Origin of the sequence: Phycicoccus avicenniae (genome assembly GCF_050496545.1) — a bacterium.
Lineage (GTDB): Bacteria > Actinomycetota > Actinomycetes > Actinomycetales > Dermatophilaceae > Phycicoccus > Phycicoccus avicenniae_A.
The window spans coordinates 24231-48207 of the sequence record NZ_JBNVZV010000027.1 but is presented as its reverse complement, the minus strand read 5'-3'; the positions used below and the strand labels follow the sequence as shown (position 1 = coordinate 48207).

At 74.4% G+C, this 23977-nt stretch carries 21 protein-coding genes; 8 read left to right on the top strand and 13 right to left on the bottom strand.

Annotated elements, in window-relative coordinates; translation table 11 throughout:
- Window positions 1-71 precede the first annotated feature (71 nt).
- Together ACQZ2A_RS18205 and ACQZ2A_RS18200 are read right to left on the bottom strand one after the other, a co-directional pair.
- Window positions 72-1571, bottom strand: a complete 1500-nt coding sequence (locus ACQZ2A_RS18205) for a uracil-xanthine permease family protein (RefSeq protein WP_430213912.1) — start codon at window positions 1569-1571, stop codon at window positions 72-74.
- A gap of 174 nt (window positions 1572-1745) precedes the next feature.
- Window positions 1746-2489, bottom strand: coding sequence for an SDR family NAD(P)-dependent oxidoreductase (locus ACQZ2A_RS18200; RefSeq protein ID WP_430213911.1), 744 nt, complete (start codon window positions 2487-2489; stop codon window positions 1746-1748).
- Between the two features lie 74 nt (window positions 2490-2563).
- Here ACQZ2A_RS18200 and ACQZ2A_RS18195 point away from each other — a divergent pair, with 74 nt between their 5' ends.
- On the top strand, window positions 2564-3076 hold the full coding sequence (locus tag ACQZ2A_RS18195; protein WP_430213909.1) for a 2'-5' RNA ligase family protein: 513 nt from the start codon (window positions 2564-2566) through the stop codon (window positions 3074-3076).
- A 10-nt stretch (window positions 3077-3086) separates the two neighbouring features.
- On the opposite strand, the gene ACQZ2A_RS18190 is transcribed toward ACQZ2A_RS18195, so the two are convergent.
- On the bottom strand, window positions 3087-4832 hold the full coding sequence (locus tag ACQZ2A_RS18190) for a lipase family protein (protein ID WP_430213907.1): 1746 nt from the start codon (window positions 4830-4832) through the stop codon (window positions 3087-3089).
- A 110-nt stretch (window positions 4833-4942) separates the two neighbouring features.
- Here ACQZ2A_RS18190 and ACQZ2A_RS18185 point away from each other — a divergent pair, with 110 nt between their 5' ends.
- Window positions 4943-5332: a hypothetical protein gene (locus ACQZ2A_RS18185; protein ID WP_430213905.1), complete on the top strand. Its 390-nt coding sequence runs from the start codon at window positions 4943-4945 to the stop codon at window positions 5330-5332.
- 23 nt (window positions 5333-5355) lie between these two features.
- Here ACQZ2A_RS18185 and ACQZ2A_RS18180 read toward each other — a convergent pair whose 3' ends face one another.
- From ACQZ2A_RS18180 to ACQZ2A_RS18170, 3 genes are all read right to left on the bottom strand, one after another.
- Window positions 5356-6177: a methyltransferase domain-containing protein gene (locus ACQZ2A_RS18180; RefSeq protein WP_430213903.1), complete on the bottom strand. Its 822-nt coding sequence runs from the start codon at window positions 6175-6177 to the stop codon at window positions 5356-5358.
- 38 nt (window positions 6178-6215) lie between these two features.
- A complete protein-coding gene (locus ACQZ2A_RS18175; protein ID WP_430213902.1) occupies window positions 6216-7283 on the bottom strand; it encodes an HNH endonuclease signature motif containing protein in 1068 nt (355 codons plus the stop codon).
- A gap of 771 nt (window positions 7284-8054) precedes the next feature.
- A complete protein-coding gene (locus ACQZ2A_RS18170; RefSeq protein WP_430213900.1) occupies window positions 8055-9374 on the bottom strand; it encodes a PucR family transcriptional regulator in 1320 nt (439 codons plus the stop codon).
- A 76-nt stretch (window positions 9375-9450) separates the two neighbouring features.
- Here ACQZ2A_RS18170 and ACQZ2A_RS18165 point away from each other — a divergent pair, with 76 nt between their 5' ends.
- From ACQZ2A_RS18165 to ACQZ2A_RS18155, 3 genes are read left to right on the top strand one after another with little or no spacing between them, the layout of a single operon-like run.
- Window positions 9451-10296 carry a DUF2877 domain-containing protein gene (locus ACQZ2A_RS18165; RefSeq protein ID WP_430213898.1) on the top strand — a complete coding sequence of 282 codons (846 nt, stop codon included), beginning with the start codon at window positions 9451-9453 and terminating at the stop codon, window positions 10294-10296.
- Window positions 10293-11792: an FdrA family protein gene (locus tag ACQZ2A_RS18160; RefSeq protein WP_430213897.1), complete on the top strand. Its 1500-nt coding sequence runs from the start codon at window positions 10293-10295 to the stop codon at window positions 11790-11792. The genes ACQZ2A_RS18165 and ACQZ2A_RS18160 overlap by 4 nt, the downstream gene beginning before the upstream one ends.
- The gene (locus tag ACQZ2A_RS18155) at window positions 11789-13195 is read left to right on the top strand and encodes a DUF1116 domain-containing protein (RefSeq protein ID WP_430213895.1); all 1407 of its coding nucleotides are present in this window, start codon (window positions 11789-11791) and stop codon (window positions 13193-13195) included. Before ACQZ2A_RS18160 ends, ACQZ2A_RS18155 begins: the two co-directional genes overlap by 4 nt.
- On the opposite strand, the gene ACQZ2A_RS18150 is transcribed toward ACQZ2A_RS18155, so the two are convergent.
- Both ACQZ2A_RS18150 and ACQZ2A_RS18145 read right to left on the bottom strand, forming a co-directional pair.
- On the bottom strand, window positions 13131-14282 hold the full coding sequence (locus tag ACQZ2A_RS18150; RefSeq protein WP_430213894.1) for a hypothetical protein: 1152 nt from the start codon (window positions 14280-14282) through the stop codon (window positions 13131-13133). The genes ACQZ2A_RS18155 and ACQZ2A_RS18150 overlap by 65 nt on opposite strands.
- 20 nt (window positions 14283-14302) lie before the next feature.
- Complete coding sequence (locus ACQZ2A_RS18145) at window positions 14303-14653, bottom strand: hypothetical protein (RefSeq protein WP_430213892.1); 351 nt, start codon at window positions 14651-14653, stop codon at window positions 14303-14305.
- Between the two features lie 265 nt (window positions 14654-14918).
- Here ACQZ2A_RS18145 and ACQZ2A_RS18140 point away from each other — a divergent pair, with 265 nt between their 5' ends.
- A complete protein-coding gene (locus tag ACQZ2A_RS18140; protein ID WP_430213891.1) occupies window positions 14919-15800 on the top strand; it encodes a bifunctional methylenetetrahydrofolate dehydrogenase/methenyltetrahydrofolate cyclohydrolase in 882 nt (293 codons plus the stop codon).
- Window position 15801: 1 nt separating this feature from the next.
- Window positions 15802-16905 carry a calcium:proton antiporter gene (locus ACQZ2A_RS18135; protein WP_430213889.1) on the top strand — a complete coding sequence of 368 codons (1104 nt, stop codon included), beginning with the start codon at window positions 15802-15804 and terminating at the stop codon, window positions 16903-16905.
- An 87-nt stretch (window positions 16906-16992) separates the two neighbouring features.
- Here the strand turns inward: ACQZ2A_RS18135 and ACQZ2A_RS18130 are convergent, their stop codons facing one another.
- The gene (locus ACQZ2A_RS18130) at window positions 16993-17982 is read right to left on the bottom strand and encodes a malate dehydrogenase (RefSeq protein WP_430213887.1); all 990 of its coding nucleotides are present in this window, start codon (window positions 17980-17982) and stop codon (window positions 16993-16995) included.
- Between the two features lie 96 nt (window positions 17983-18078).
- Between ACQZ2A_RS18130 and ACQZ2A_RS18125 the strand changes: the two genes are divergently transcribed.
- Entirely contained in the window at window positions 18079-18897 is an 819-nt protein-coding gene (locus tag ACQZ2A_RS18125; protein ID WP_430213885.1) for a ceramidase domain-containing protein, read from the top strand.
- Window positions 18898-18907: 10 nt separating this feature from the next.
- Here the strand turns inward: ACQZ2A_RS18125 and aqpZ are convergent, their stop codons facing one another.
- From aqpZ to ACQZ2A_RS18105, 4 genes are all read right to left on the bottom strand, one after another.
- Window positions 18908-19723, bottom strand: a complete 816-nt coding sequence (gene aqpZ, locus ACQZ2A_RS18120; protein ID WP_430213884.1) for an aquaporin Z — start codon at window positions 19721-19723, stop codon at window positions 18908-18910.
- Window positions 19724-19800: 77 nt separating this feature from the next.
- Window positions 19801-22014: an NADP-dependent isocitrate dehydrogenase gene (locus ACQZ2A_RS18115; RefSeq protein ID WP_430213882.1), complete on the bottom strand. Its 2214-nt coding sequence runs from the start codon at window positions 22012-22014 to the stop codon at window positions 19801-19803.
- 107 nt (window positions 22015-22121) lie between these two features.
- Window positions 22122-22886, bottom strand: a complete 765-nt coding sequence (locus tag ACQZ2A_RS18110) for a class I SAM-dependent DNA methyltransferase (protein ID WP_430213881.1) — start codon at window positions 22884-22886, stop codon at window positions 22122-22124.
- A gap of 20 nt (window positions 22887-22906) precedes the next feature.
- Window positions 22907-23881 carry a hypothetical protein gene (locus ACQZ2A_RS18105; RefSeq protein WP_430213879.1) on the bottom strand — a complete coding sequence of 325 codons (975 nt, stop codon included), beginning with the start codon at window positions 23879-23881 and terminating at the stop codon, window positions 22907-22909.
- Between the last annotated feature and the right edge of the window lie 96 nt (window positions 23882-23977).

The window sequence follows — 23977 nt, the reverse complement described above, 5'->3', positions numbered from 1 at the left end:
GTGCGGGTGGGTCGGGAAACGGGTGCGCCCCACCCGGCGTCGTCGCCGGGCGGGGCGCACACGCGGGCGGGTCAGGGGCGGCGGTCGCGCTCCGGGTCGCGCGGACCCTTCGAGCCGGGGTAGCCCTCCTGGTAGAGGTCGTCGACACCGTCGCTGTCGCCGTAGACGTGGTCGCCCACGGCGATGGCGGTGCCCTCGGCGTCGGCCCTCACCTCGGAGGGGGCGATCATCCGGGCGAGGTGCCAGCCTGCGACCGTGACGATCGTGCCGAGGGCGATCCCACCGAGCGAGAAGTCGTCGGTGACCTTCAGCTCGACGTTGCCGATGCCGATGATGATGCCCGCGGCGACCGGGACGAGGTTGACGGGGTTGCCGAAGTCGACCCCGTTCTCCTTCCAGATCTTCGCGCCGAGCAGGCCGATCATCCCGTAGAGGACGACGGTGATGCCGCCGAGCACGCCGCCCGGTACCGAGGCCACGAGGGCGCCGAACTTCGGCGAGAGACCGAAGACGACGGCGACCACCGCGGCCACGTAGTACGCGGCCGTGGAGTAGACGCGGGTGGCGGCCATCACGCCGATGTTCTCGGCGTAGGTGGTGGTGGGCGAGCCGCCGACCGAGGTGGCGATCATCGTGCCGACGCCGTCGGCGGCGATGGCCCGGCCCATCACGGGGTCGAGGTCGTGGCCGGTCATCTCGGCGACGGCCTTGACGTGGCCCGTGTTCTCGGCGATCAGGGCGATGACCGCCGGCAGGACGAGGAGGATCGCGGTGGCCGAGAAGCTCGGCAGGTGCCACCCGACGACCTCCTTGCCGTCGGCGGCGACCATCGTCTGGCTCGGGAAGCCGAGCCACGCGGCGTCGCCGACCCCCGAGGTGTCCCAGCGCAGGTGCGTGGTGGCCTCGGTGGCTCCACCGAGCTTGGAGGTGATCTGGCCGACCGTGCTGTCGAGCAGCCACGAGAGGAGCGTCCCGAAGATCAGGGCCAGGAAGATCGCGATGCGGCTGACGAAGCCGCGGAAGGCGACGGCGCAGACGATCGTGAAGAGCATCGTCAGGATGGCGACCCACTGGTCCTGCGGCCAGTAGATGCCGGCGACCACGGGCGCGAGGTTGAAGCCGATGAGCATGACGACGGCACCGGTGACGACCGGCGGAAGCACCTTGTGCAGGACGCCCGAGCCGAGGACGTGGATGGCCACGCCGACGAGCGCGAGGACGAGTCCGGCGACGAGGATCGCGCCGGTGACCTCGGCGGAGTCCCCGCCCTGGGCGCGGATCGCGGCGACACCGCCGACGAAGGAGGCCGAGGTGCCGAGGTAGCTGGGCACCTTGCCCTGGACGATGAGCAGGAACGCGACGGTCGCGATGCCGCTCATCATGATCGCCAGCTGGGGGTTCAGACCCATGACCAGCGGGAAGACGAACGTGGCGCCGAACATCGCGACGACGTGCTGGGCACCGAGGCCCACCGTGCGGCCCCACGAGAGGCGCTCGTCGGGGGCGACGACCTCTCCGGGGGCGAGCGACTTCCCGTCGCCCTTGACCTTCCAACCGAGACCGAGCGACATGGGGTGGACCTCTCTGCCGGTGCCGCGGTGGTGACGCGGCTCACAGGGACCGTGATACCGGGAACCTAGTGACCGTGTCTCGCGACACCCCCGGCAATGGTTGACAGCCGGAGGCCTCGGCGGTTGGCAAGTCGGCCCGCGCGGGCGCAGGTCGGTCGCGTAGGAAGGGGCGGCTCAGGGGTGGAGGACCTCGCGGCGCTCGCCGTCGAGGAGGGTGACGACCCGCCCGCCGGCACCGTCGCGGGCCAGCGCCACGACCTCGGCGGCCACGAGCGAGGGCGGGACGAGGGCGGGCAGGCCGGCCCGCTCGTCCTCCGGGAGGGCGTCCCACTCGCGGTGGGCGCGGTCGAGCCCGATCCAGCCGGGGACGACCGTGGTCACCCGGACGCCCTCGGCCCCGAGGTCGGCCAGCGAGGTGGTGATGCGGACCAGGCCGGCCTTGGCGGCGGCGTAGGGCGGGCTCCCGTACGCGCCCGCCTCCACGCCGGCGCTGGAGGCGACGGTGACGACCGCGCCGGTGCCCCGGGCGCGCATCGACGGGAGGCAGAGCTGGAGCAGGAGCATCGGGGCCCGCAGGTTGAGGTCGAGCACGGCCGACCAGTCCCCGACCTCGGCGCCGGGGTACTGCTCGGATGCGCCGCCCCAGCCACCGGCGTTGGCGACGAGGAGGTCGACCCCGCCGAGCCCGCGGGTGAGGTCGACGAGGGCGCGCAGGTCGTCGTCGACGAGCACGTCGCACCGGACGTCGGTGGCCCGGCCGCCGCCGTCGCGGACCTCCTCGGCCACCCGGGCCGCGGCGTCGGCGTCACGGTCGGCGACGACGACGTGGCACCCCTCCCGGGCGAGGGCGTGCACGAGGTGGGCGCCCAGCCCGCCCCCGCCCGCAGTGACGACGGCGACCGCACCGGTGAGCTCCATCCCCGGGACGCTACGGGCCGGGTCGGACATCGCGGTGCGGCCGGCGGCCGGGGCGGGCGGGGCACGATGGGGTGGTGCACCACCTCGACCTCGTCCTCGACGACGCCTCCGACCGCGCCGTCCGTGACGAGTGGGCCGGGCTGGTCGCCGCCGACCTGCCGAGCCAGGCACGGCACCGCAGCGCGTCGAACCGGCCGCACGTGACGCTGACGACGTCCGAGGGATGGCCGGCCGGCGGTGCGCTGGAGGCAGCACTGGCATCGCTCGACGCCCTGCCGCTGGACGTCTCCCTCGGCCCGCCGGTGCTGTTCGGGAGGGGCCCGTACGTGCTGGCCCGGCTGGTCGTCGCGACGGCCGACCTGCTGTCCCTGCACGCGCGCGTGGCGGAGGCGCTGGCCCCGCTGTCATCCGACCTGGTCCGCCCCGGGCGCTGGCTGCCGCACGTCACGCTGGCCCGCCGCCTGACTGCCGAGCGGGTGGAGGAGGCGCTCGCGGTGCTCGGGAGCGAGCCGGGCGAGGTGCGCATCGTCGGTGCGCGGCACTGGGACTCGGTGGCGCGACTCGACGAGTCCTTGGTCGGGCCCTGACCGCGGTCGGTCAGAGGCTGGAGCAGCTGTCGGTGGCCGGGGCGCCGGCCAGCCGGTCCTTCGTCCACTGGACGAGCTCGGGGATGGCGGGCGAGTCCGGCTCGACGAGCGGCACGTGGTCGCGTCCGTCGTAGACGCGGTAGTCGAGGGCCTGGCCGGCGTCGCATCGTGCGGTCACGTACGCCTTCTGCGCAGCGGGGATGACGAGGGAGTCCGCGCCGCCCTGCCCGATGAGGAGCGGGGCCTCGATCGGGCCGTCGGGGATGTTCTCGCGCAGCCGGGCGGCGAAGGCGCCGCGGTCGGGGTCGCCGTTCCAGATCGGCTTGTCGAGGGACAGGGCGGTGGCCACCGAGACGAGGGTGCTCTTCTCGGCGAGGCAGCGGCCGGCCATCTCCCGGACGATCGGCTCGGCGCCGGGGCGCACGAGCTGCCGGTAGGTGACGTCGGGGTAGACCTTGCTGTAGGAGTCGATGACGTAGGAGGCGAACAGCTCGCCGCCGGTGACGTTCGGCAGGTTCTGGACGAGGCCGGGCAGGTTGCTGGCGGGGGCGAGCGCGGCGACGCCGTCGAGCTCGAGGTCGGGCGCGTAGGTGGGGGCCAGGATGCCGCTCCACAGCGCGGCGTGCCCGCCCTGGCTGTGGCCCCACACGACGGTCTTCTCGCCGAGCCCGGCCTCGGTCAGCCCCCGCGCGGCCCGGGCCGCGTCCAGGACCGAGCGGCCCTCGCCCTGCCCGATGAGGTACGGGTGCGGACCGGCGGTGCCGAGGCCGACGTAGTCGGTCCCGACGTACGCCCAGCCGTTGGAGAGGACCGTGTCGAGGGAGAAGAACGCCCCGGCCTCGAACGGGTCGATGACGGTCGGCGCACAACCGGGGGCCGCGCCCGTGGTGCCGTGGGCCCAGGCGATGACGGGCAGCCCGGCGGCCCGCTCCTTCGGCACGACGACCAGGCCGCTGGCCACCGCGGGCTGCCCGTCGTCGCGGGTCGTCGTGTAGAGGATGCGCCACGCCTGCGCGTCGTCCGGGATCTCGCGCGTGTACGCCTCGCTGCGCACCAGCTGTCCCGGCTCGGACGGCACCGACGACGGTGCCCGGTAGAACGCGTCCGGGGTGGGGGCCGACCGGTCCAGGGTGAGCCCGACCAGGGCCAGGACGAGCGCGAGCAGGGCGGCGGCGGCATTGCCGACCAGCCGCAGCCACGGGCGCCGCTGCGCGGCGGAGGGGCGGATGGCCCGCCACAGCAACCGGCCGCCGAGCAGGACCAGCCGGAGGCCGAACAGCACCCCGAGAACGATGACGCTGACGTCCGGCCAGGACAGGACCAGCACGCCGAACACGACCGAGGCCAGGCCGCCGAGGCCGGTGTTCCATCGCTCGACCCCGGCCTGGGTGCGCGCCTGGAACAGCTCGAGCAGACCGGTGAGGACGAGCGAGACCCCGATGACGACCAGGGCCGCACGCACCCCGGCGCCGGTCCAGACCAGCAGGGCCAGGGCCGCCGCGGCGTAGACCGCGGCACGGGCGTAGGCGAGATGGCGCAGGTTCGGCCCGTCGGGGAGGTCGCTCAGCTCGGATGCTGCCGCGACCGCCAGGCCGAGCAGCAGCAGGAAGAGGAGCACGGCGAGGGAGGTGAACGGGCGGACCGCCAGCCACCCGCCGAGCAGGATCGCGACGACTCCGAGGACGGCGGCGGCGGGTCGCCCCGGGGAGCGGCGCGGGGCGTCGTGGGTCGGGCCGCCGGTCGGCGCGGTGCTCATGGCCCGAGGGTAGGGCCGGGAGGGCCGGCTCGGCACCCGCTCCGTGCCCGGGGCGGACGCGTGTCGCACGCCCGACCCTGCGGCGGGGTGAGCGGCCGTAGCGTCGGGGGATGACGACCCAGCGCTTCGACTTCGCGTTCTCCCCGCCCTACCGGGTCGCCGGCCTGCCGTTCGGCGTGCTGCCGTCGACGACGTGGGTCGAGGTCGGGGACGGGATGCTCCGGGCGCGCTTCTCGTGGTGGCGGCTGGAGACATCCCTCCACAACGTCGCGCACGTCGAGCAGTCCGGCGGCTACGCGTTCGTCAAGACCGCCGGGCCGCCGCACCTGTCCTTCAGCGACCGCGGGGTGACCTTCGCGACGAACGGCGACCGCGGGACGTGCGTTTCGTTCCACGAGCCCGTCCCGGCGATCGACCCCACGGGGCGGATCCGCCACCCCGGGGCCACGTTCACCCTCGCCGACCCCGAGGCCTTCGCGGCGGCGCTGCAGGCCGCCTGATCCCGCTGGCGGCCGCCGCGCTCTCAGGTGCCGGACCTCGGGGTGCAGAGGATCTCGCCGTGCAGGACGGCGAACCACGCGTCCGGTGCGGCGGCCCAGCGCTGCCATCCCGCGGCCAGGCGGTCGAGGTCGCCGGCGCTCGCCACTCCTCGTTCGAGGGCCTGCTCGGCGAGCCCGGAGCCGACGACCCGCTCGGCCCACGTGCCGCCCCACCAGGCCACGTCCTCCGCGGTCGAGAAGCACCACACGCCTGCCGTCGACGCCACCACGTCGAGCCCGGCCTCCAGGGCCCAGCCCTTCAGGTGGCGGCCGGCGTCCGGCTCCGCGCCGTTGCCGCGGGCCACCGCCCGGTAGAGGCCGAGCCACTCGTCGAGCTCGGGTACGGCCGGAGCCCAGGTGAAGGCCGAGTAGTCGGCGTCGCGCACGGCGACGAGCCCCCCGGGCCGGCAGACCCGGCCCATCTCGCGGAGCGCGGCGACGGGGTCGGTGAGGTGCTGGAGCACCTGGTGGGCGTGGACGACGTCGAACGAGTCGGCCGCGTGGTCGAGGGCGTGGACGTCACCGACGGTGAGCTCGACGTTCGTCAGCCCGACCCGTCCCGCCGCCGCGCGGGCCTCCGCGATGACCGCCTCGGACCGGTCCGTGCCGACGACGTGCCCGGCGGGGACGCGTCGCGCGAGGTCGAGGGTGATGGTGCCCGGCCCGCAGCCGACGTCGAGGACACGGGCTTCCTGCGTGAGGTGCGGCAGCAGGTACGCGGCCGAGTTCTCGGCGGTCCGCCACCGGTGGGATCGCAGGACCGGTTCCGCGTGCCCGTGCGTGTACACGTCCTCGGGTGCGTCCATGGTCGCGATGCTTCCACCCCGACCTCGGGTGACGCCGGTCAGAAGGGGGGCGGGTCGTCAGGCGAGATGGCGTGCGGGAGCCGGGGTCGGCGGCGGTGGGTGGGGAGGGTGTCGAGGGTCATGGGGACACGGGGTCGGGTGATGTGGACGCGGCAGCTCCAGGCGGTGGCGGGGTCGGTGTGTTCGAGGTGGTGCTCGAGGGCGGAGTGGGGTCCGTCGGGCAGGACGAGGGAGGGGTTGCCGGGCGGTGCTGGGGGTGGGTCGGTGCCGCTGTCGCGCAGCTGGATCGGGTGGAGCTGGTCGGGTGGGTGGCTGGTGCGGACGCGTCCGGTGGGGTCGGTCCAGGTCATCGTGGCGTCGGGGTGGAGGGCGGCGCGCCAGCCGGGGCGTTGCTTGATGCGGTGGTGGCGCCGGCAGAGGCAGGCGAGGTTGGCGGCGCTGGTCGGCCCGGCGGGGTGGGGTCGGACGTGGTCGAGGTCGCAGTAGCGGGCGGCGACGGTGCAGCCGGGGAAGCGGCAGTGCCGGTCCCGGGCCCGGACGAACGCGGCGAGGCGCGGGCTGGGTCGGTAGGCGCTGGTGGTGAGGTCCTCGTCGGGGTCGACGGGTGCGCCGGTGCCGGTGTCGCAGGCCAGGATCCGCGGCCGGCCGAGGCGGTCGTGTCCGGTGACGGCGGTCGCGGCGACAGCGCGGTCGAGCCAGCCGCGCTCGACGAGCACGGGCTCCCCGGCGCGGCCCGTGTCGACCTGCACGAGGTCGGTGGCCGCCCGGCCGGCGACCTCGGCAGCCGCGTTCTCGGACGGGTCCGCGGCAGTGATCGCGAACCCGGCGGCCGCGCCGTCGGACAGGTCGTCGGCGGTGACCGCCAGGCCGATGACCCCGCCGTCCTCGACGGATGCGGGGGCGGCGCCGGGGTCGGCCGGGGTGGTCAGGACGACCTGGACGTCGATGGTGGCGTTGCTCGTGACGAGGTCGGTCAGGGCCTTGGCCCGGGCCCGGTCGATCCGCGGGCAGACCCCGTCGGCGACGTACTGCTGGGCCAGGGCGTCGATCGCGGCCCACGCGGTGCACGCCTCCTCGGAAGGGAACGTCCCGAGCCAGGTGTCCACCCCCGGCTCGTCGACCCACCGCCGCAACCCGGAGGCCTCCCGGGCCCGGACCGCCCGCTGGCGCAGCAGGTCCGGCGAGCCTCGCCAGCAGGCGCCGGGTCCGCCGGCGCAGGTGGCTGCCGTCCTCCCGCGCGAACCACTCCTGCAGCGAGGCGACCACCGTCTCGGCAACCGCGGCGGGGACCTCCTCCAGCTCGTACGCCACCACCTGCGCCCGGTAGCCGTCCAACCGGCCCTCGCGCATCGCGGCGTGCAGTCCGCCCAGCCCGGTGCACGACGACGACCCCTCGGGTCCGTCGGCGGCACGTCGGACCGCATCCCGCACCCGCCGCTCGGCGTGCACCGCGGATACCTTCAGCACCCCCGACACGATCGACGGGGCATCGAGCGCGACGTGCCCGAAGGGCTCACGGACCTCGACCAGCGTGCCGTCCTCGGCCCACTCGGGCTCCAGCGCTGCCAGGGCGACGATCGTCTCGTCCTGCACCGCGGTCGCCACGTCCACGACCTGTTGCAGGGCCGCCACGGCAGCGCACCACTCCTCGCGCGTGGCGCCGGCCACCGCCCGGGAGGGAAGGCCCGACAGCACACCGAGGGCCTGGTCGGCAGCGGCCAGGACGTCCTGCGGACTCGTCGTGGTGGTCATCGGCTCCCCCTCCCCTCGTACCCCCGATCCTACCGGACAGGCGTTCGATAGGGAAGGGTTGAGGGCGACGAAACATATTGTCGGACAGCAGAATCGAGCGTCAAACAGTGCCGTCGAACGACTCCTTACAGGCCCTTCATCCGGTGCACCCGCAACGCCAGCGCCAGCGTCAGCCGCAGCTGCGGATCGGTCGTGAACGGCCCGAGCATCCGCTCGAGCTTGGCGATCCGGTAGCGCAGCGTGTTGTAGTGGAAGAACAGGCGGCGCGCGGTCTCGGCGACGTTGAGGTTGGTGTCGATGAGCACCGACAGTGTGTGGCGCAGGTCGGCGTTCTCGGGGGCGTCGTCGGTGGCGAGCTCGCCGAGGCTCTCGTTGACGAACCGCCGCAGGTCCGCGGAGTCGGGCACCAGCGCGAGCAGCCGGTCGATGCCCAGCTGGTCGAAGTGCGCGACCCCGGAACCACCCTCCACCTGCCGGCCCACCTGCACCGCGGTCTGCGCCTCCTCGTACGCGCGGGGCAGGTCGGCGGCCGAGGAGACGGTGCGCGAGACCCCGAGGGTGAAGGTTCGCCGCCCGCCCCCGCCGTCGCCACGCACCACCCGCACGAGCTCGCCGACCCGCCGGAGCACCGCGTCGGCGTCGGCATCCGCCTCGACCGGCTGCAGCAGGACGACCTCCTGGCTGAACCCGGCGACCGCCATCGACGCGTCGCGGGCGCGCACGGCCTGCACCCACGCGCGGGCGAAGCGGTCCTGCAGGGCGCGCACCTCGTCGGCCGACCGCGTGCTCTCGGCGTCGTTCTCGTCGGTCTCGGCGACGACGACGGCCATCGGCCGGTCGAGGTCCCACCCGAGGGAGGCGGCGTGCGACACGGCATCGGCCGGTTCGCCGGCCCGCCCGGCGAGCAGGTCGCGGAGGAACTCGGCGCGGTACCGCCCCTCGACCGCGGCGACCGCCTGCTCCTTAGTGATGGCCAGCGCCGCGACGGTCGCGGCGCGCTCGAGGACGTGGACATCGGTGGGGGACAACGCAGGACCGGGGGAGAAGGCCGCCAGGACGCCGAGGTCGGAGGAGCCGGCGACCACCCGGACCAGGGCGCGCGTGGGGTCGGCCGACCCGGCGGGGTCCCGCCAGCCGACGGGCTCGTCCTCCACCACGAGCCGCCCCGTGCGGTCGAAGCAGGGGAGGGAGGTGAGGTCGTCGACGCCGTCGAGGGACCCGGCCCCGGCCAGCACCCGTCCGTCGCTCGTGGTGACGGCCGCGGCTCCGCCGTAGAAGCCGGCGACGGCCTCGGCGACCTCGCCCAGCCCGCCGCCGTCGAGGACGACGCGGACGAGGACGCGGTGCACCTCGTCCTCGCGCTGGAGGAGCGCGCGCTGCTGCTCGACGAGGGCGAGCAGCTCCTCACCCGCGGGATGCCCGCCGACCTCACCCGCCGATGGCAAGGTGTGTGCGTCGTGGGGGCCATCGTTGGCAACTCTGACCATCCGGCCACTGTAGTGGCGTCACTAGCGTCTCCGTATGCCCTCGCCCGCGCCGGCCCCGCCCCGCGGGGGAACCGTGCTCGCCGGGGCGCTCTCGCCGCTCACCGCCGACCTCGTGCGCGGGCCGCGCCGCCCGCTCGTCGTCCTCGGGGTCCACCGGGCCGGCGCCTACCTCGGAGCACACGACCGGGTGCTCCCGGTGCTGGGCCGCGAGGCCCTCGCGCTGCCGGGGGCGCTGCTGCTGGCCGGGCCCGGGCCGCTCCCGGACCTCGGGGTCTCGGCGGGTGACGTCGTCGTCGTGGGCGGTGGTGCCGTGCGCTTCCCGACCGTCGTCGTCCGGGGGGTCCGCACCTGGCGACCGGCGCGGGTGCGACGCGGCGTCGCCTCGGCCGTCCCACCGGGGTCCGCCGTGGACGACCTCCTCCACGCCGCCACCCCGAGCACCCCCGCCTGGCTCACCGACGCCGTGCGCGCTGCCCTCGCCGGGCAGGTCGATGCCGTCGCCCGTCTCGTCGGTCGGGGCCCGGGACTGACCCCCAGCGGCGACGACGCCCTCGCGGCGGCCCTCCTCGCCCGTCGCGCCCTCGGGATGCTCGCGCCGTCCTGCGCGCCCGACGCGCCCGACCCGCTCGTCACCGCCGTCCGCGACCGCCTGCACGCCACCACGGCGGTCTCGGCCTCGCTGCTGTCCTCCGCCGTCGACGGCTGGGCCACCCCCGAGGTCGTCACGCTCGTCGAGGCGGCCGCCCGCGGTGACGCCGCCGCCGTGAGCGCCGCGCTGCCCCCGGTGCTCGCCGTCGGCCACACCTCGGGCGCCGACCTCGTGGCCGGCCTGCGCACCGCCCTCGTCACCCTCGCTCCGTCCGGGAGGACCGCCGCATGACCGTCCACGTCGAGCTGCGCCGCGGCGCCTACCACGACTCGGTGAGCCTGATGCAGGTGTCCCGCACCGTCGCCGGCGCTCATGGCGTGGAGGCCGCGCAGGTCGCGATGGCCACCGAGCTCAACCTCGACGTGCTGCGCGGCATGGGGTTCGACGTGCCCGACGGTGCCGGCCCCAACGACCTCGTCGTCGCCCTCCGGACCCGGGACGAGGCCGCCGTCGCCACCGGCATCGCGGCCGTCGACGACGCGCTCGCCGCGCTGTCGGCCCCGGCCGCGGCGGGGGACGGCACGGACGACGACGTGCCGCCGGCCACCCTCGGCTCCGCCGTCCGTCGCGCGGGCGCCGGGCTCGCGCTCGTCTCCGTCCCCGGCGCGCACGCTGTCACCGAGACCTACGACGCCATCGCCGCCGGCGCCTCGGTGATGCTGTTCTCCGACAACGTCTCCGTCGAGGACGAGGTCGCGCTCAAGGATGCCGCTGCGGCCGCCGACGTCATCGTCATGGGCCCGGACTGCGGCACCGCGCTGGTCGGCGGGGTCGCGCTCGGGTTCGCCAACGTCGTCTCCGCCGGTCCGGTCGGCATCGTCGCCGCCTCGGGAACCGGTGCGCAGCAGGCGATGTGCCTGCTCGATGCGGCCGGCGTCGGCGTCAGCCACTGCCTCGGCGTCGGCGGGCGCGACCTGTCGTCGGCGGTGGGCGGGCGCTCCACGCGCCAGGCGCTGCGGGCCCTCGCCGACGACGCCTCGACCGAGTGGGTCCTCCTCGTCTCCAAGCCGCCGGATGCCACCGTGCTCGACGACCTCCGCCGCGAGGCAGACGCCCTCGGCCTGCGGGTCCACCAGGCCACCCTCGGCGACGGCCGCCCCGACCTCACGGCAGCGGTCGAGCAGGCGCTGACGGCCGAGGGCGTCGAGCCGCCGCAGTGGCCGGCCACCCCCGCAGCCCCGGAGCCCGACGAACTCACCCGTGGCCAAGCCCTGCGCGGCCTGTTCTGCGGCGGCACCCTCGCCGAGGAGGCGGCCCTCCTCGCGGCGGCCACCCTCGGCCCGGTCCGCAGCAACCTCGGACACGACCCCGCCACGGCCCTCGGGTCCGACCTGCGCTCGGACGGCCACCTCGTGGTCGACTTCGGCGCCGACGAGCTCACCCGCGGCCGGGCCCACCCGATGATCGACCCGACCCTGCGCACGGAGCGCATCGCGGTCGAGGCCGCCGACCCCGCCTGCGGGGTGCTCCTGCTCGACCTCGTCCTCGGCCACGGCTCCCACCCGGACCCGGCCGGCGAGCTCGCCGACGCCGTTCGCAGCGCCCGCGAGACCGCGCACGTCGACGGCCGCGCGCTGCCGGTCGTGGTGTCGCTCACCGGGACCGACGCCGACCCGCAGCACTTCACCCGGTGCGCCGAGGCGCTCGCGGCCGCCGGTGCCTCGGTGTTCCTCTCCAACGCCGCGGCCGCCCGCCACGCCGTGGACCTGCTCGGAGGCCCCCGATGACCGCGCCCCTGCACGGCCTGCTCGCCGCCGACCCGGTGGTCGCCACCTCGGGCGTCGCCCTCTTCGCCGACGCGCTGCGCGACCAGGCCGTCCCCGTCACCGACGCCGGCTGGCACCCTCCGATGCCCGGCACCGAGGCCGACCTCGCCCGGGTCATGGCCGACCCCCGGCGCGAGGCCGCCAACGCCACCGCCCTGGCCCGGATGACCTCCGCCGAGGCCGTGCTCGTCGACGTCGCCCCGGCCGCCGAAGCGCTCGGCCTCGAGCGGGGCACCTTCCTGCACGCGGGGCCGCCGCTGGACTGGGAGCGCGCCTCCGGCCCGTTGCGCGGTGCCCTCATCGGCGCTGTCCTCCTCGAGGGTCTCGCCGACACCGCTGAGGACGCCGAACGCCGGCTCGCCGCAGGCGAGTTCGACCTCGAACCGTGCCACCACCGCGGCGCCGTCGGGCCGATGGCCGGGGTCGTCAGCCCGTCGATGTGGGTCTACGTGCTCCGCGACGACGTGCACGACAACACGTCGTGGTGCTCGCTCAACGAGGGGCTGGGCAGGGTCCTGCGCTACGGCGCGTACGGCCCCGAGGTCATCGACCGGCTTCGCTGGATGGGCGCCGTCCTCGGCCCGATCCTCCGCCAGGCCGTCCGCTCGACCGGCCCGGTCGACGTCCGCGCGATCATCACGCAGATGCTCCAGATGGGGGACGAGGGCCACAACCGCAACCGCGCCGGCTCCCTGATGCTCCTGCGCGAGCTGCTGCCCGGGATGATCACCGCCGACGCGCCGTCGTCCGACGTCGCCGAGGCGGTGCGCTTCTCCGGCGCCAACGAGCACTTCTTCCTCAACCTCGGGATGCCCGCCTGCAAGCTGGCCACCCGTGCGGCGGAAGGCATCCCGGGCTCGACCGTCGTCACGACGATGGCCCGCAACGGCACCGACTTCGGCATCCGCGTCTCCGGTACCGGCGACGCCTGGTTCACCGGTCCGGCGAACACGCCGGAGGGCCTGTTCCTCGGCGACTACGGACCCGAGGACGCCAACCCGGACATCGGCGACTCGGCCATCACCGAGACCGGCGGCATCGGCGGCTTCGCGATGGCGGCCGCGCCGGCCATCGTCCGGTTCGTCGGCGGCGACGTGCCGTTCGCGCTCCGGGCGACGCGGCGGATGTACGAGCTGACCCTCGGCGAGCACCCGCTGTTCCAGGTACCGGTGCTCGGGTTCCGGGGGACGCCGGTGGGCATCGACGTCACGCGCGTCGTGCGCACCGGCGAGCTGCCGCAGATCAACACCGGGATGGCCGGCCGGGTCGCCGGCACCGGGCAGGTCGGCGCCGGGCTCGTCACGCCCCCGGCGGAGTGCTTCCCGGCGGCGTTGGCGGCCCTCGCCGCCGCCGTGCCGCGCTGAGCGCCCTCGCGACGACGGACGGGGGATGCTCCCCGGTCGGCCGGCGGAGCACCCGCACGAGCAGCTCGAGGGGGCCGGTGCCCCAGGTGCGGTCGAGCACCCACACCGCCGCTACGACGACCAGTGCCGTGACCAGGACCGTCGGCCAGGCCCCGCCACCGGCATCGCCCAGCACCAGCGAGCCCAGCGCGAGGACGAGCACCGTCATCGCATATGCGGTCAGCGACAGCCGGCCCAGCGAGAACACGGGGGAGAGGACGCGGGCGGCGGCCGCCCCACCACCGACGAGCTCCGCGAGCCCCACGCCGAGCACGACCACCCCGCAGGAGAGGAGCGTGCTCGCCGCCACCTGAGCAGTCGTGCCGGAGGAGGCCGCCACCCCCTCGGCCGAGGCCGCACCCAGCGCCAGCACGACCCCGCCGGACGCGAGCAGCACCCCGGCCACTCCGAGCGCCGGCCGCCATCCGGCCAGGCGCGGCAGGAGCAGTGCGAGCGCCAGCCCGCCGAGGGCCATCGGGAGGAACGAGACCAGCCGGTGGTTGGGCCCGGCGGCCAGCCAGTCCAGCAGCGTGCGGGCCACCGACCCGGAGGGCCGCGCCTCCCGGGCCCGCTCGAGCACCAGGGGGCCGAGGACGGCCGCGCCCGCCGCTACCCCGAGGGTCAGTACCGGCAGCCGGTGCAGCCCGAGCGCCAGCGGGGCGAGGACGATGACCAGCAGACCGAGCGGGGGCAGGACGTCGTCGACCGGAGCCCCCACCGACGGCAGCACGAGCCCGAGGACGACGAGCAGCACCCCGCGCACCACCTCGTCCACGACGAACCGCGGGCGCGAGACCCCCGGGCGGTCGAGCACGACCCCCACCGACAGCCCGACGAGCACGACGAACAGCGGCCCGGCGAGGAACCCGCCGAGGTCCCCCAGCGGTGCGAGCAGGGCCAGGAGCATCACGAGGACGGCGACCCCGCGGGCCAGGTCGGGACCCGGCAGCCGTGGACCCCTCGCGCCCGGCGCGATGTGGGGCGGTACCGACACCCGGCCGCCGGACGCGTGCCGGCCGGCGCGGCGGGTGCCCTGCTCGGCGGTCACGAGCTCACGCCCTCACGTGCTCACGCGCTCGTCGCGTCGAGGTGCTGGAGGAGGTCGTGCGCGGCGAGCTCGACCTCCTTGTGGCGCCACTCCGAGGCCCGGTAGACGCAGGCGATGAGGGCGCTGCGGTGGACCCGGCGGAAGTCGCCGGCGACGAACGCGTAGCGGGCCTTGGTCTCCTCGCCCGGCCCCTCGGTCAGTCCGAGGTGCCACGCGCCGTACTCGGACCAGTCGTGCCGCTCGAGGTAGGCGTTCTGCGCGGCGGCGTCGGGCTGCACGTCGCCCCAGTCGCTGTCGAGGACGTACTGGCGGGCGTCGATGAGGGCGCGCACGTGGGCCACCCCCGCCTCGTTCACCGCGTACCGCGCCACAGGGGTCACGCTAGTCACTTCCGTGCCGGGGTGCGAGGCCGACCGGCGGAGTCGGCCGTCCGGAGAAAGGTGCAGGTCACGACCCATCCGCCCGGGCGGGTTGGTCCGAACCCCATCTCGGGTGCCTGCTACAGGGGGCTGGCACCCTGCGCCGGTGGGGCGGCTCGTCGAGAGGCCGTCCCACCGGTTGCCCCCGCCGGTCGCCCACCGGCCGCCCCGCCGGACGGCGTCCGGGCGGCGCCTCCCCGGATGGGAGAATGGCGAGGTGAGCGCGACGACTCTGGACGGCAAGGCCATCCTGGCGACGATCAAGGACGAGCTGCGAGCCCGGGTGGCCGCACTCGCCGAACGGGGTGTCGTCCCCGGCCTCGGCACGGTGCTCGTCGGGGAGGACCCCGGCAGCCAGTGGTACGTCGGGGCCAAGCACAAGGACTGCGCGGAGATCGGCATCCACTCGATCCGCCGCGACCTGCCGAGCGGCTCGAGCCTCGAGGACGTCCTCGGCGTCGTGCGCGAGCTCAACGAGGACCCCGCCTGTACCGGCTTCATCGTCCAGCAGCCCACCGGCCTCGACGAGAACGCCATCCTCTCCGCGGTCGACCCCGCCAAGGACGTCGACGGCCTGCACCCGACCAACCTCGGCTGGCTCGTCCTCGGCGAGAAGGCCCCGCTGCCCTGCACGCCGGTCGGGTGCATCGAGCTCCTGCGCCGCTACGACGTGCCGCTCGCCGGGGCCAAGGTGGTCGTCGTCGGCCGCGGCATCACCGTGGGCCGCCCGCTGGGGCTCATCCTCACCCGGCGCTCCGAGAACGCCACCGTCACCCTGTGCCACACCGGCACCCGCGACCTCGCCGCCGAGGTGCGCCAGGCCGACGTCGTCGTGGCCGCCGCCGGCGTGCCCGGCATCGTCACGGCCGACATGGTCAAGCCCGGCGCGGCCGTCCTCGACGTCGGCGTCTCGCGCGTCGTCGACGAGGAGACCGGCAAGGGACGCGTCGCCGGCGACGTCGCCGACGACGTGTGGGACGTCGCCGGGTTCGTCAGCCCCAACCCCGGCGGGGTCGGGCCGATGACCCGCGCGATGCTCCTCTCGAACGTCGTCGAGGCCGCCGAGCGCGCCGCCGGCGACACCGCGGGGAAGGGCTGACATGGCGGCTGCCGGGACCAACCCGAACGTCGCCCGCCTCTGGAACATCACCCCGGTCCTCGGTCTCGTCGCGCTCGCCGCCACGTGGGGCCGCGACATCGGGCCGGTGCTCGTCGTCGTGGTCGCGCTGCTGCTGGCGCTCGCGGTGCTCGCCGCGGTCCACCACGCCGAGGTCGTCGCGCACCGCGTCGGGGAGCCGTTCGGCTCGCTCGTGCTCGCGGTCGCGGTCACCGTCATCGAGGTCTCGCTCATCGTCACGCTGATGCTCAGCGGCGGCGACGAGGCTGCCACCCTGGCCCGGGACACCGTCTTCGCCGCCGTGATGATCACCGTCAACGGCATCATGGGCCTCTCGCTGCTGCTCGGGGCCCGGCGCTTCGGGTTCGCGAACTTCAACGCCGAGGGCACCGGTGGCGCCCTGGCCACGGTCGCGGCGCTGGCCGCCACCTGCCTGGTGCTGCCGACCTTCACCACCGGCCAGTCCGGCCCGGAGTTCACCGCGCCGCAGCTGGTCTTCGCCGCCGTCGCGTCGGTGACGCTCTACGCGGCCTTCGTCGTCACCCAGACCGTGCGGCACCGCGACTTCTTCCTGCCCGTGACGCCCAAGGGCGACCCACTCGACGCCGACGAGCACGCCGACCCGCCGACCAACCGGGAGGCCGGGTTCTCGCTCGGGCTGCTGCTGCTCTCGCTCGTCGCGGTCGTCGGGCTGGCCAAGATCGAGTCGCCGGCCATCGAGTCGGCCGTCCTCGCGGCCGGCCTGCCGGTCTCGTTCGTCGGTGTCGTCATCGCGCTGCTCGTGCTGCTGCCGGAGACCATCGCGGCGGCCAACGCGGCCCGGCGCGAGCGCATCCAGGTCTCGCTCAACCTCGCGATGGGCTCGGCGATGGCCTCGATCGGCCTGACCATCCCGACGCTGGCGGTGGCCTCCATCTGGGTGCCGACGCCGCTGCACCTCGGGCTCGGGCCGACCCAGATCGTGCTGCTCTCGCTGACGATGCTGGTCGCGGTGCTCACGGTCGTCCCGGGGCGGGCGACCCGGCTGCAGGGCACGGTGCACCTCGTGCTGCTCGCGGCCTTCCTGTTCCTCTCGATGTCCCCGTAACGAACCCCCGACACGCAGAAGCTCCCGCGGCACCGGCGAACATCGCGGTGCGGCGGGAGCTTCTGCGTGAGGCCCCGTGGGTGGGGCTCAGATGAGGCCGAGGCCCTTGACGGCGTCGCGCTCCTCGGCGAGCTCGGCCACCGAGGCGTCGATCTTGCCGCGCGAGAAGTCGTCGATGTCGAGGCCCTGGACGATCTCCCAGCGGCCGTCGGTCACGGTGACAGGGAAGGAGCTGATGAGCCCCTCCTGCACGCCGTAGGAGCCGTCGGAGCGCACCGCCATCGACACCCAGTCGCCCTCGGGCGTGCCCTGCACCCAGGTGCGGGCGTGGTCGATGGTGGCCGACGCAGCGGAGGCGGCCGAGGACGCACCGCGCGCCTCGATGATCGCCGCGCCGCGCTTGGCGACGGTGGGGATGAAGGTGCCGGCCAGCCATTCCTGGTCGCCCACGGCCTCGGCGGCGTTGCGGCCACCGACCTCGGCGTGGAACAGGTCGGGGTACTGGGTGGCGGAGTGGTTGCCCCAGATCGTCATCTTCTTGATCTCGGTGACCGGCACGCCGAGCTTGGTGGCCAGCTGGCTGATGGCGCGGTTGTGGTCGAGGCGGGTCAGCGCCGAGAAGCGCTCGGTGGGGATGTCGGGGGCGTTGGACATCGCGATGAGGGCGTTGGTGTTCGCCGGGTTGCCGGTGACGGTGACGCGGATGTCGTCGGCCGCGACCTCGTTCAGGGCCTTGCCCTGCGGGGCGAAGATGCCGCCGTTGGCCTCGAGCAGGTCGCCGCGCTCCATGCCCGGGCCGCGCGGGCGGGCGCCGACGAGGAGGGCGTGGTTGACGCCGTCGAAGACCTTCGTGGCGTCGTCGCCGATCTCGACCTTCGCGAGGGTCGGGAAGGCGCAGTCGTCGAGCTCCATGACGACGCCCTCGAGCGCCTTGAGGGCCGGGGTGATCTCGAGGAGCCGGAGCTCGACGGGGGTGTCCGGGCCGAGCAGCGCGCCGCTCGCGATGCGGAACAGCAGGCTGTAGCCGATCTGGCCGGCGGCGCCGGTGACGGCGACCTTGACGGGCGTGGTGCTCACGGGTGTACCCCTTCGGACGGGCGGTTCTGTGGTCGGTTCGACGCTATCAGCGGGCAGGCGTGGCGCGGCAGGCGGCCGGTGTGCTGGGCTGGTCACATGACGGCTGCTGCGCCCGGCGGGCGCGACCGGCGACCGGTGGTCGTGACCGGGCTCACGGCCGTGCTCTCGCTGGCCCTCGCGGTGCTCGCCGCGCGGTTCGGATGGCTCGGCCCGGACGTCGGGCGGGGCGACGGGTTCTGCGAGGCCGCGCGGCCCGGATGGGTGCGCCAGCCGGCCAACACCTGGAGCAACCTCGGGTTCGTCGTCGCGGGCCTGGCCGTGGCGTGGCACGCGAGCCGGCCGGAGCGCCTCGGCGGCACGCTGCGCGCGCATCCCGGCTACGCGACGGCGATCGCCGTGCTCGTCGTGCTGCTCGGGCCGGGGAGCATGGCGATGCACGCCACCCAGTCCGAGCTCGGCGGCCATCTCGACCTGCTGAGCATGTTCCTGCTGTCCGGGTTCGCCGTCGCCTACGGCGCGCTGCGCTGGTGGCGGCGCGGGCCGGGCACGCTCGCGGCCGTGTTCGCCGGCGCCGTCGGCATCGGGATGGCCGGCCACGTCCGCGGCGGCGACGTGCCGGTGCTCGGGCACCTCGGCAACGCCGTCTTCGCGGTGCAGCTGTGGCTGGCCATCGGCCTCGAGGTCGCGCTCTGGCGCCGGGGACGACGGGGCGCCGGGCCGCGCCAGGACGTCGCGCTCGGGCTGGCCTCGGTCGGCACGCTGGCGCTGGCCTTCGCCATCTGGACGACCGGCAAGGGCGGGCACGCGTGGTGCCGGCCGGAGTCACTGCTCCAGCAGCACGCCGTCTGGCACGTCCTCGACGCCGTCGCGGCCTACCTGCTGTACCGGCACTACGCCGCGGAGGACCGCGGCTGACCCGTCGTCCTCAGCGGGGGGCGTCGGGGTCGACGCCCTCGGCCACCCGCAGGTCCTCGGGGTCGATCTCGCCGGAGATGTCGCGGTCGCGGCGGTCGACGCCGGTGATGAGGTGGAAGGTCGCACCCGCGATCGCCGCACCGATGATCGGCGCCACCCAGAACAGCCACAGCTGGCCCGGCGCGCCGTTGCCGTTGAAGAACGCGACGGCCGTCGAGCGGGCGGGGTTGACCGAGGTGTTGGAGATCGGGATGGACACGAGGTGGATCAGGGTGAGCGCCAACCCGATCGCGATGGGCGCGAAGCCCTCGGGGGCGCGTGAGTCCGTGGCGCCGAGGATGACGTAGACGAAGACCGCGGTGAGCAGGATCTCGGCGCAGAGCACGGCGACGAGGGAGTAGCCGCCGGGGGAGTGCTCGCCGTAGCCGTTGGCGGCCATCGAGCCGGTGGCGTCGAACCCCGGTGCGCCACGGGCGATCGCCCACAGGCAGAGCCCGGCCAGCAGGCCGCCGAGGACCTGGCTGACGACGTAGGCCGGCACGTCCTTCCACTCGAACCGGCGCGCGACGGCGACGCCGATGGTCACGGCCGGGTTGAAGTGGGCGCCGGAGACGTGACCGACGGCGTAGGCCATCGTCACGACGGTCAGGCCGAAGGCGAGGGCGACGCCGAGGAAGCCGATGCCGAGGTGCAGGCTGCCGCCGCTGACGACGTTGGGGGCGAGGAAGCCGGCGGCGAAGATCGCTGCGCCACAGCCTCCGAAGACGAGCCAGAAGGTGCCGAGGAACTCGGCGCCGAGACGCTGCGGCATCGTGGGGGGTCTCATGGACCCTCAGTGTGGCCCTCCCGCGGGCCCTCGTACAGAGGACCCGCGGGAGGGGATGCCACGTGCTGCGGGGAGGGTCAGCCCGACAGGCCGTCGAGCACCGCGTTGAAGGTCGGCGACGGACGCATCACGCCGGCGGCCTTCTCGGGGTCGGGGCGGAAGTACCCGCCGATGTCGGCCGGCTTGCCCTGCACCGCGAGCAGCTCGGCGTCGATGGTCTCGCTCTGGGCGACGAGCTGCTCGGCCACCGGGGCGAAGATCGCGGCCAGCGCCTCGTCCTCGGTCTGCGCCGCGAGCTCCTGGGCCCAGTAGCGGGCCAGCCAGAAGTGGCTGCCGCGGTTGTCGATCTGCCCGACGCGGCGGGCCGGCGACTTGTTCTCGTTGAGCAGCGTCTCGGTGGCGCGGTCGAGGGCGTTGCCGAGCACGCCGGCGCGCGCGTTGCCGCGGTCGGCCTCGTGGCGGAAGGACTCGGCGAGCGCGAGGAACTCGCCGAGGCTGTCCCAGCGCAGGTAGTCCTCGGCGACGAGCTGCTGCACGTGCTTCGGGGCCGAGCCGCCGGCGCCGGTCTCGAAGAGGCCGCCACCGTTCATCAGCGGGACGACGGAGAGCATCTTGGCCGAGGTGCCGAGCTCGAGGATGGGGAAGAGGTCGGTGTTGTAGTCGCGCAGGACGTTGCCGGTGACCGAGATGGTGTCCTCGCCGCGGCGGATGCGCTCGACCGAGAGCTTCGCGGCCTCGACCGGCGAGAGGACCCGGATGTCCAGGCCGTCGGTGTCGTGCTCGGGCAGGTAGGCCTCGACCTTGGCGATGAGGTTGCGGTCGTGGGCGCGGGTCTCGTCGAGCCAGAACACGGCTGGGGTCTGCGACGCGCGGGCGCGCGTGACGGCCAGCTTGACCCAGTCGCGGATGGGGGCGTCCTTGGTCTGGCAGGCGCGCCAGATGTCGCCGGCCTCGACGTCGTGGGACATGAGGACCTCGCCCGCGGCGTTCACGACCTCGACGCGGCCGGCGGCCTCGATCTCGAAGGTCTTGTCGTGGCTGCCGTACTCCTCGGCCTTCTGCGCCATCAGGCCGACGTTGGGCACGGAGCCCATCGTCGTGGGGTCGAAGGCGCCGTGCTCGCGGCAGTCGTCGATGACGGCCTGATACACACCGGCGTACGAGCTGTCGGGGATGACGGCGAGGGTGTCGTGCTCCTCGCCGTCCGGGCCCCACACGTGGCCGGAGGTGCGGATCATCGCGGGCATGGAGGCGTCGACGATGACGTCGCTCGGGACGTGCAGGTTGGTGATGCCCTTGTCGGAGTTGACCATTGCCAGGCGCGGGCCGTCGGCGAGGCCCTGCTCGAAGGCGGCGCGGATCTCGTCGCCGTTGGGGAGGGCGCCGAGGCCGTCGAGGATGCCGCCGAGGCCGTTGTTGGGGGAGAGGCCGGCCGCCGCGAGGTCGGCGCCGTAGCGCTCGAAGACCTCGGGGAAGAAGGCGGTGACGACGTGGCCGAAGACGATGGGGTCGCTGACCTTCATCATCGTGGCCTTGAGGTGCACGGAGAACAGGACGTCGTCGGCCTTGGCCCGGGCGACCTGCTCGCGCAGGAACGCGTCGAGCGCGGCGGCGCGCATCACGGTGGAGTCGACGACCTCGCCCTCGAGGACCTTCAGCCCGTCCTTGAGGACCGTGACGGTGCCGTCGGCGGCGGTGTGCCGGATGGTGAGGGTGTCGGCGGCGGGCAGGACGACCGACTGCTCGTTGGAGCGGAAGTCGTTCTCTCCCATGGTCGCGACGGTGGTCTTGCTGTCGCTGCTCCACGCGCCCATCGAGTGCGGGTGGCTGCGGGCGTAGTTCTTGACCGCGGCGGGGGCGCGGCGGTCGGAGTTGCCCTCGCGCAGGACCGGGTTGACGGCGCTGCCCTTGACCTTGTCGTAGCGGGCGCGCACGTCGCGGTCCTCGTCGGACTGCGGGTCGTCCGGGTAGTCGGGAAGGGCGTACCCCTGCGACTGCAGCTCCTTGATGGCGGCCTTCAGCTGCGGCATCGAGGCCGAGATGTTCGGCAGCTTGATGATGTTCGCCTCGGGCGTCGTCGCCAGGTCACCGAGCTCGGCGAGGGCGTCGCCGACCCGCTGCTCCTCGGTCAGGTGCTCGGGGAAGAGGGCCAGGATGCGACCGGCGAGCGAGATGTCGCGGGTCTCGACGTCCACGCCGGCGGAGGAGGCGAAGGCCTCGACCACCGGGAGGAAGGAGTACGTGGCCAGCATCGGGGCCTCGTCGGTCAGGGTGTAGATGATCGTGGCCATGGTCGTCGTCGACGCTCCTCGGGGATGGCGGTTATCTTGACGTCAAGAGAAATTCTAGCGGACCGGCGACCCGAGGGACAGACGGTGCCGGCGGCGGGACCGGTCGGTCAGCGCGGGGCGAGGACGTAGATCTGGTCCTCGCCGACCTTCTCGAGGAGCGGCTTCTGGCGCAGGGCCTCCTGGATCCTCGCCATCGGGCCGAAGGGAATCACCCGCAGCGCCTGCCCGCCGAGGAAGCCCAGCCCGTGCACGGACTCGACCCGTAGACCGGCCTGCTCGACCATCTGCTGCACCTCACGGTGCGAGAGCACGTTGCCGGTGAGCCGCTCACCGCCACCGCGAACGCGCCGCAGGCCGTGGGTGACCGCCTTGTGGCTCCAGAGGTTGGAGTGGTTGTTGACGACGACGCGGCCGGAGCCGTCGCGCAGCCGGTCCCTCATCCACCGCAGCGCCGGGACGCGGTCGCGCGCGTCGGCGTTGAGGAGGAAGCGGAAAGACGTCACGAGGTCGTAGTCACCGCCGACGACGTCGGGAGTGGCCGTGACGTCCGCCGCCTCGAGGCGTGCGTCGGGAACCCGCGCCTTGGCCTGCTCGAGCATCGCGGTCGAGATGTCGACCCCTGCCGCGGTCTCGAAGTGCGGTGCGACGAACGACAGCACCCGCCCGGTGCCGCACGCGAAGTCGAGGTACCGCTCGCGCCGAGGAACGAACGTGCTGGCCCCGAGGAGCTCGTCGAGGGTCCGCTGCTCGAGCTGCCAGAGGAGGGTCGACCACGACGTCGGGCCGTACTCCCGGGCGTCGTACTGGCGGGCGAGGTCGTCGGCGGCGAACTCGTCGCGGTAGCTGGCGCTCGAGGGGTCTCGATCGCTCATGGGAAGTCCTTCCGAGGAGGTCAGGGGGCCGGCCAGCGTTCCCCCACGACCTTCACGGCCCACGGCTGCCCGGTTCCAGCAAGATACCCGACCGCCCGGGCGGCCTCCGCGGCCGGCACCCCCCGCGCGGCCAGGGCGGCGAGCACGTCGTCGAGGACCTCCTGCGGCGTGGAGACAGTGTCGGACTCGACCCGTTGCGTCAGCACCGCGGAGGCGAGGTCGACGTACGCGGGCGCGTCGAGCGAGCCGTACTCCCAGTCGAAGAGCCACACCCGCCCCTCCGCGCGCACCGCGTTGCTCGGACGCAGGTCGCCGTGGGCGAGGCCGCTACCGCCTGCCGGCCCGGAGGCCATCAGGGCGCGGAACGAGGCCGAACCCGTCGTCGTCGGCGGTTCGACGTCCACGACGTCATCCTGTGACTCGGCAGACCGCGGGCCGGATGTGGCGTCGAGGGGGAGCAGACCGAGGACCTCGTCCCAGGTGAGGTGGGCGCGCGCGGTCGGGATGGGCTCGAGGACGACGGCGACCATCGTCGGGGTGTCGACCAGCGCGAGAACCGCCGGGACCACCACCCCCAGGGTTCGCCGTCCGACCTCGCGGAGCAGCTCGGCCTCGCGACGCAGCTCGGCGCCGTCGTCGTCCGGGCGGGTCGACACCTTGGCGAAGGCCAGCGGACGCCCGTCGGGCGCGGTGACGAAGAGGTAGCGGCGATGGGTGCGGTCACCCGCAGGCCACGCGACCATGACGGCGGCGACCCTCCCGTGCCCGTCCTCGATCGCGCGCAGGCAGGTCGTCACGACCTCGTCGGCCTCGGCTCGGCGGGCGATGAGCGGCAGGGCCCTCACGGTGGTGGCGGCGAGCAGGGCTCCCCGGACGAGACGTCGGCGGGGGGTGCTCGTGTCCAGGGCCCGGACCAGCTCACGGTGGTGGCGTCGGGAGCCGAGGAGGGTGACGACCCGCCGGCCGGCGAGCGTCACGACGTGCCCGTGCACCACGCACCCCCTCTCCTCTGCGGGCGACCCGCGGAACCGTGACAGTATGACCGCTCGGCACGACGGGGACGGTCTCCGGCGAGGGGAGGCGAGTCGCAC

Bases quoted from the DNA above. Each gene is read 5' to 3' on its own strand.
- ACQZ2A_RS18205 (WP_430213912.1), bottom strand. From the start codon at position 1,571: ATGTCGCTCGGTCTCGGTTGGAAGGTCAAGGGCGACGGGAAGTCGCTC.
- ACQZ2A_RS18200 (WP_430213911.1), bottom strand. From the start codon at position 2,489: ATGGAGCTCACCGGTGCGGTCGCCGTCGTCACTGCGGGCGGGGGCGGG.
- ACQZ2A_RS18190 (WP_430213907.1), bottom strand. From the start codon at position 4,832: ATGAGCACCGCGCCGACCGGCGGCCCGACCCACGACGCCCCGCGCCGC.
- ACQZ2A_RS18185 (WP_430213905.1), top strand. From the start codon at position 4,943: ATGACGACCCAGCGCTTCGACTTCGCGTTCTCCCCGCCCTACCGGGTC.
- ACQZ2A_RS18180 (WP_430213903.1), bottom strand. From the start codon at position 6,177: ATGGACGCACCCGAGGACGTGTACACGCACGGGCACGCGGAACCGGTC.
- ACQZ2A_RS18165 (WP_430213898.1), top strand. From the start codon at position 9,451: ATGCCCTCGCCCGCGCCGGCCCCGCCCCGCGGGGGAACCGTGCTCGCC.
- ACQZ2A_RS18160 (WP_430213897.1), top strand. From the start codon at position 10,293: ATGACCGTCCACGTCGAGCTGCGCCGCGGCGCCTACCACGACTCGGTG.
- ACQZ2A_RS18155 (WP_430213895.1), top strand. From the start codon at position 11,789: ATGACCGCGCCCCTGCACGGCCTGCTCGCCGCCGACCCGGTGGTCGCC.
- ACQZ2A_RS18135 (WP_430213889.1), top strand. From the start codon at position 15,802: ATGGCGGCTGCCGGGACCAACCCGAACGTCGCCCGCCTCTGGAACATC.
- ACQZ2A_RS18125 (WP_430213885.1), top strand. From the start codon at position 18,079: ATGACGGCTGCTGCGCCCGGCGGGCGCGACCGGCGACCGGTGGTCGTG.
- aqpZ (WP_430213884.1), bottom strand. From the start codon at position 19,723: ATGAGACCCCCCACGATGCCGCAGCGTCTCGGCGCCGAGTTCCTCGGC.
- ACQZ2A_RS18115 (WP_430213882.1), bottom strand. From the start codon at position 22,014: ATGGCCACGATCATCTACACCCTGACCGACGAGGCCCCGATGCTGGCC.
- ACQZ2A_RS18110 (WP_430213881.1), bottom strand. From the start codon at position 22,886: ATGAGCGATCGAGACCCCTCGAGCGCCAGCTACCGCGACGAGTTCGCC.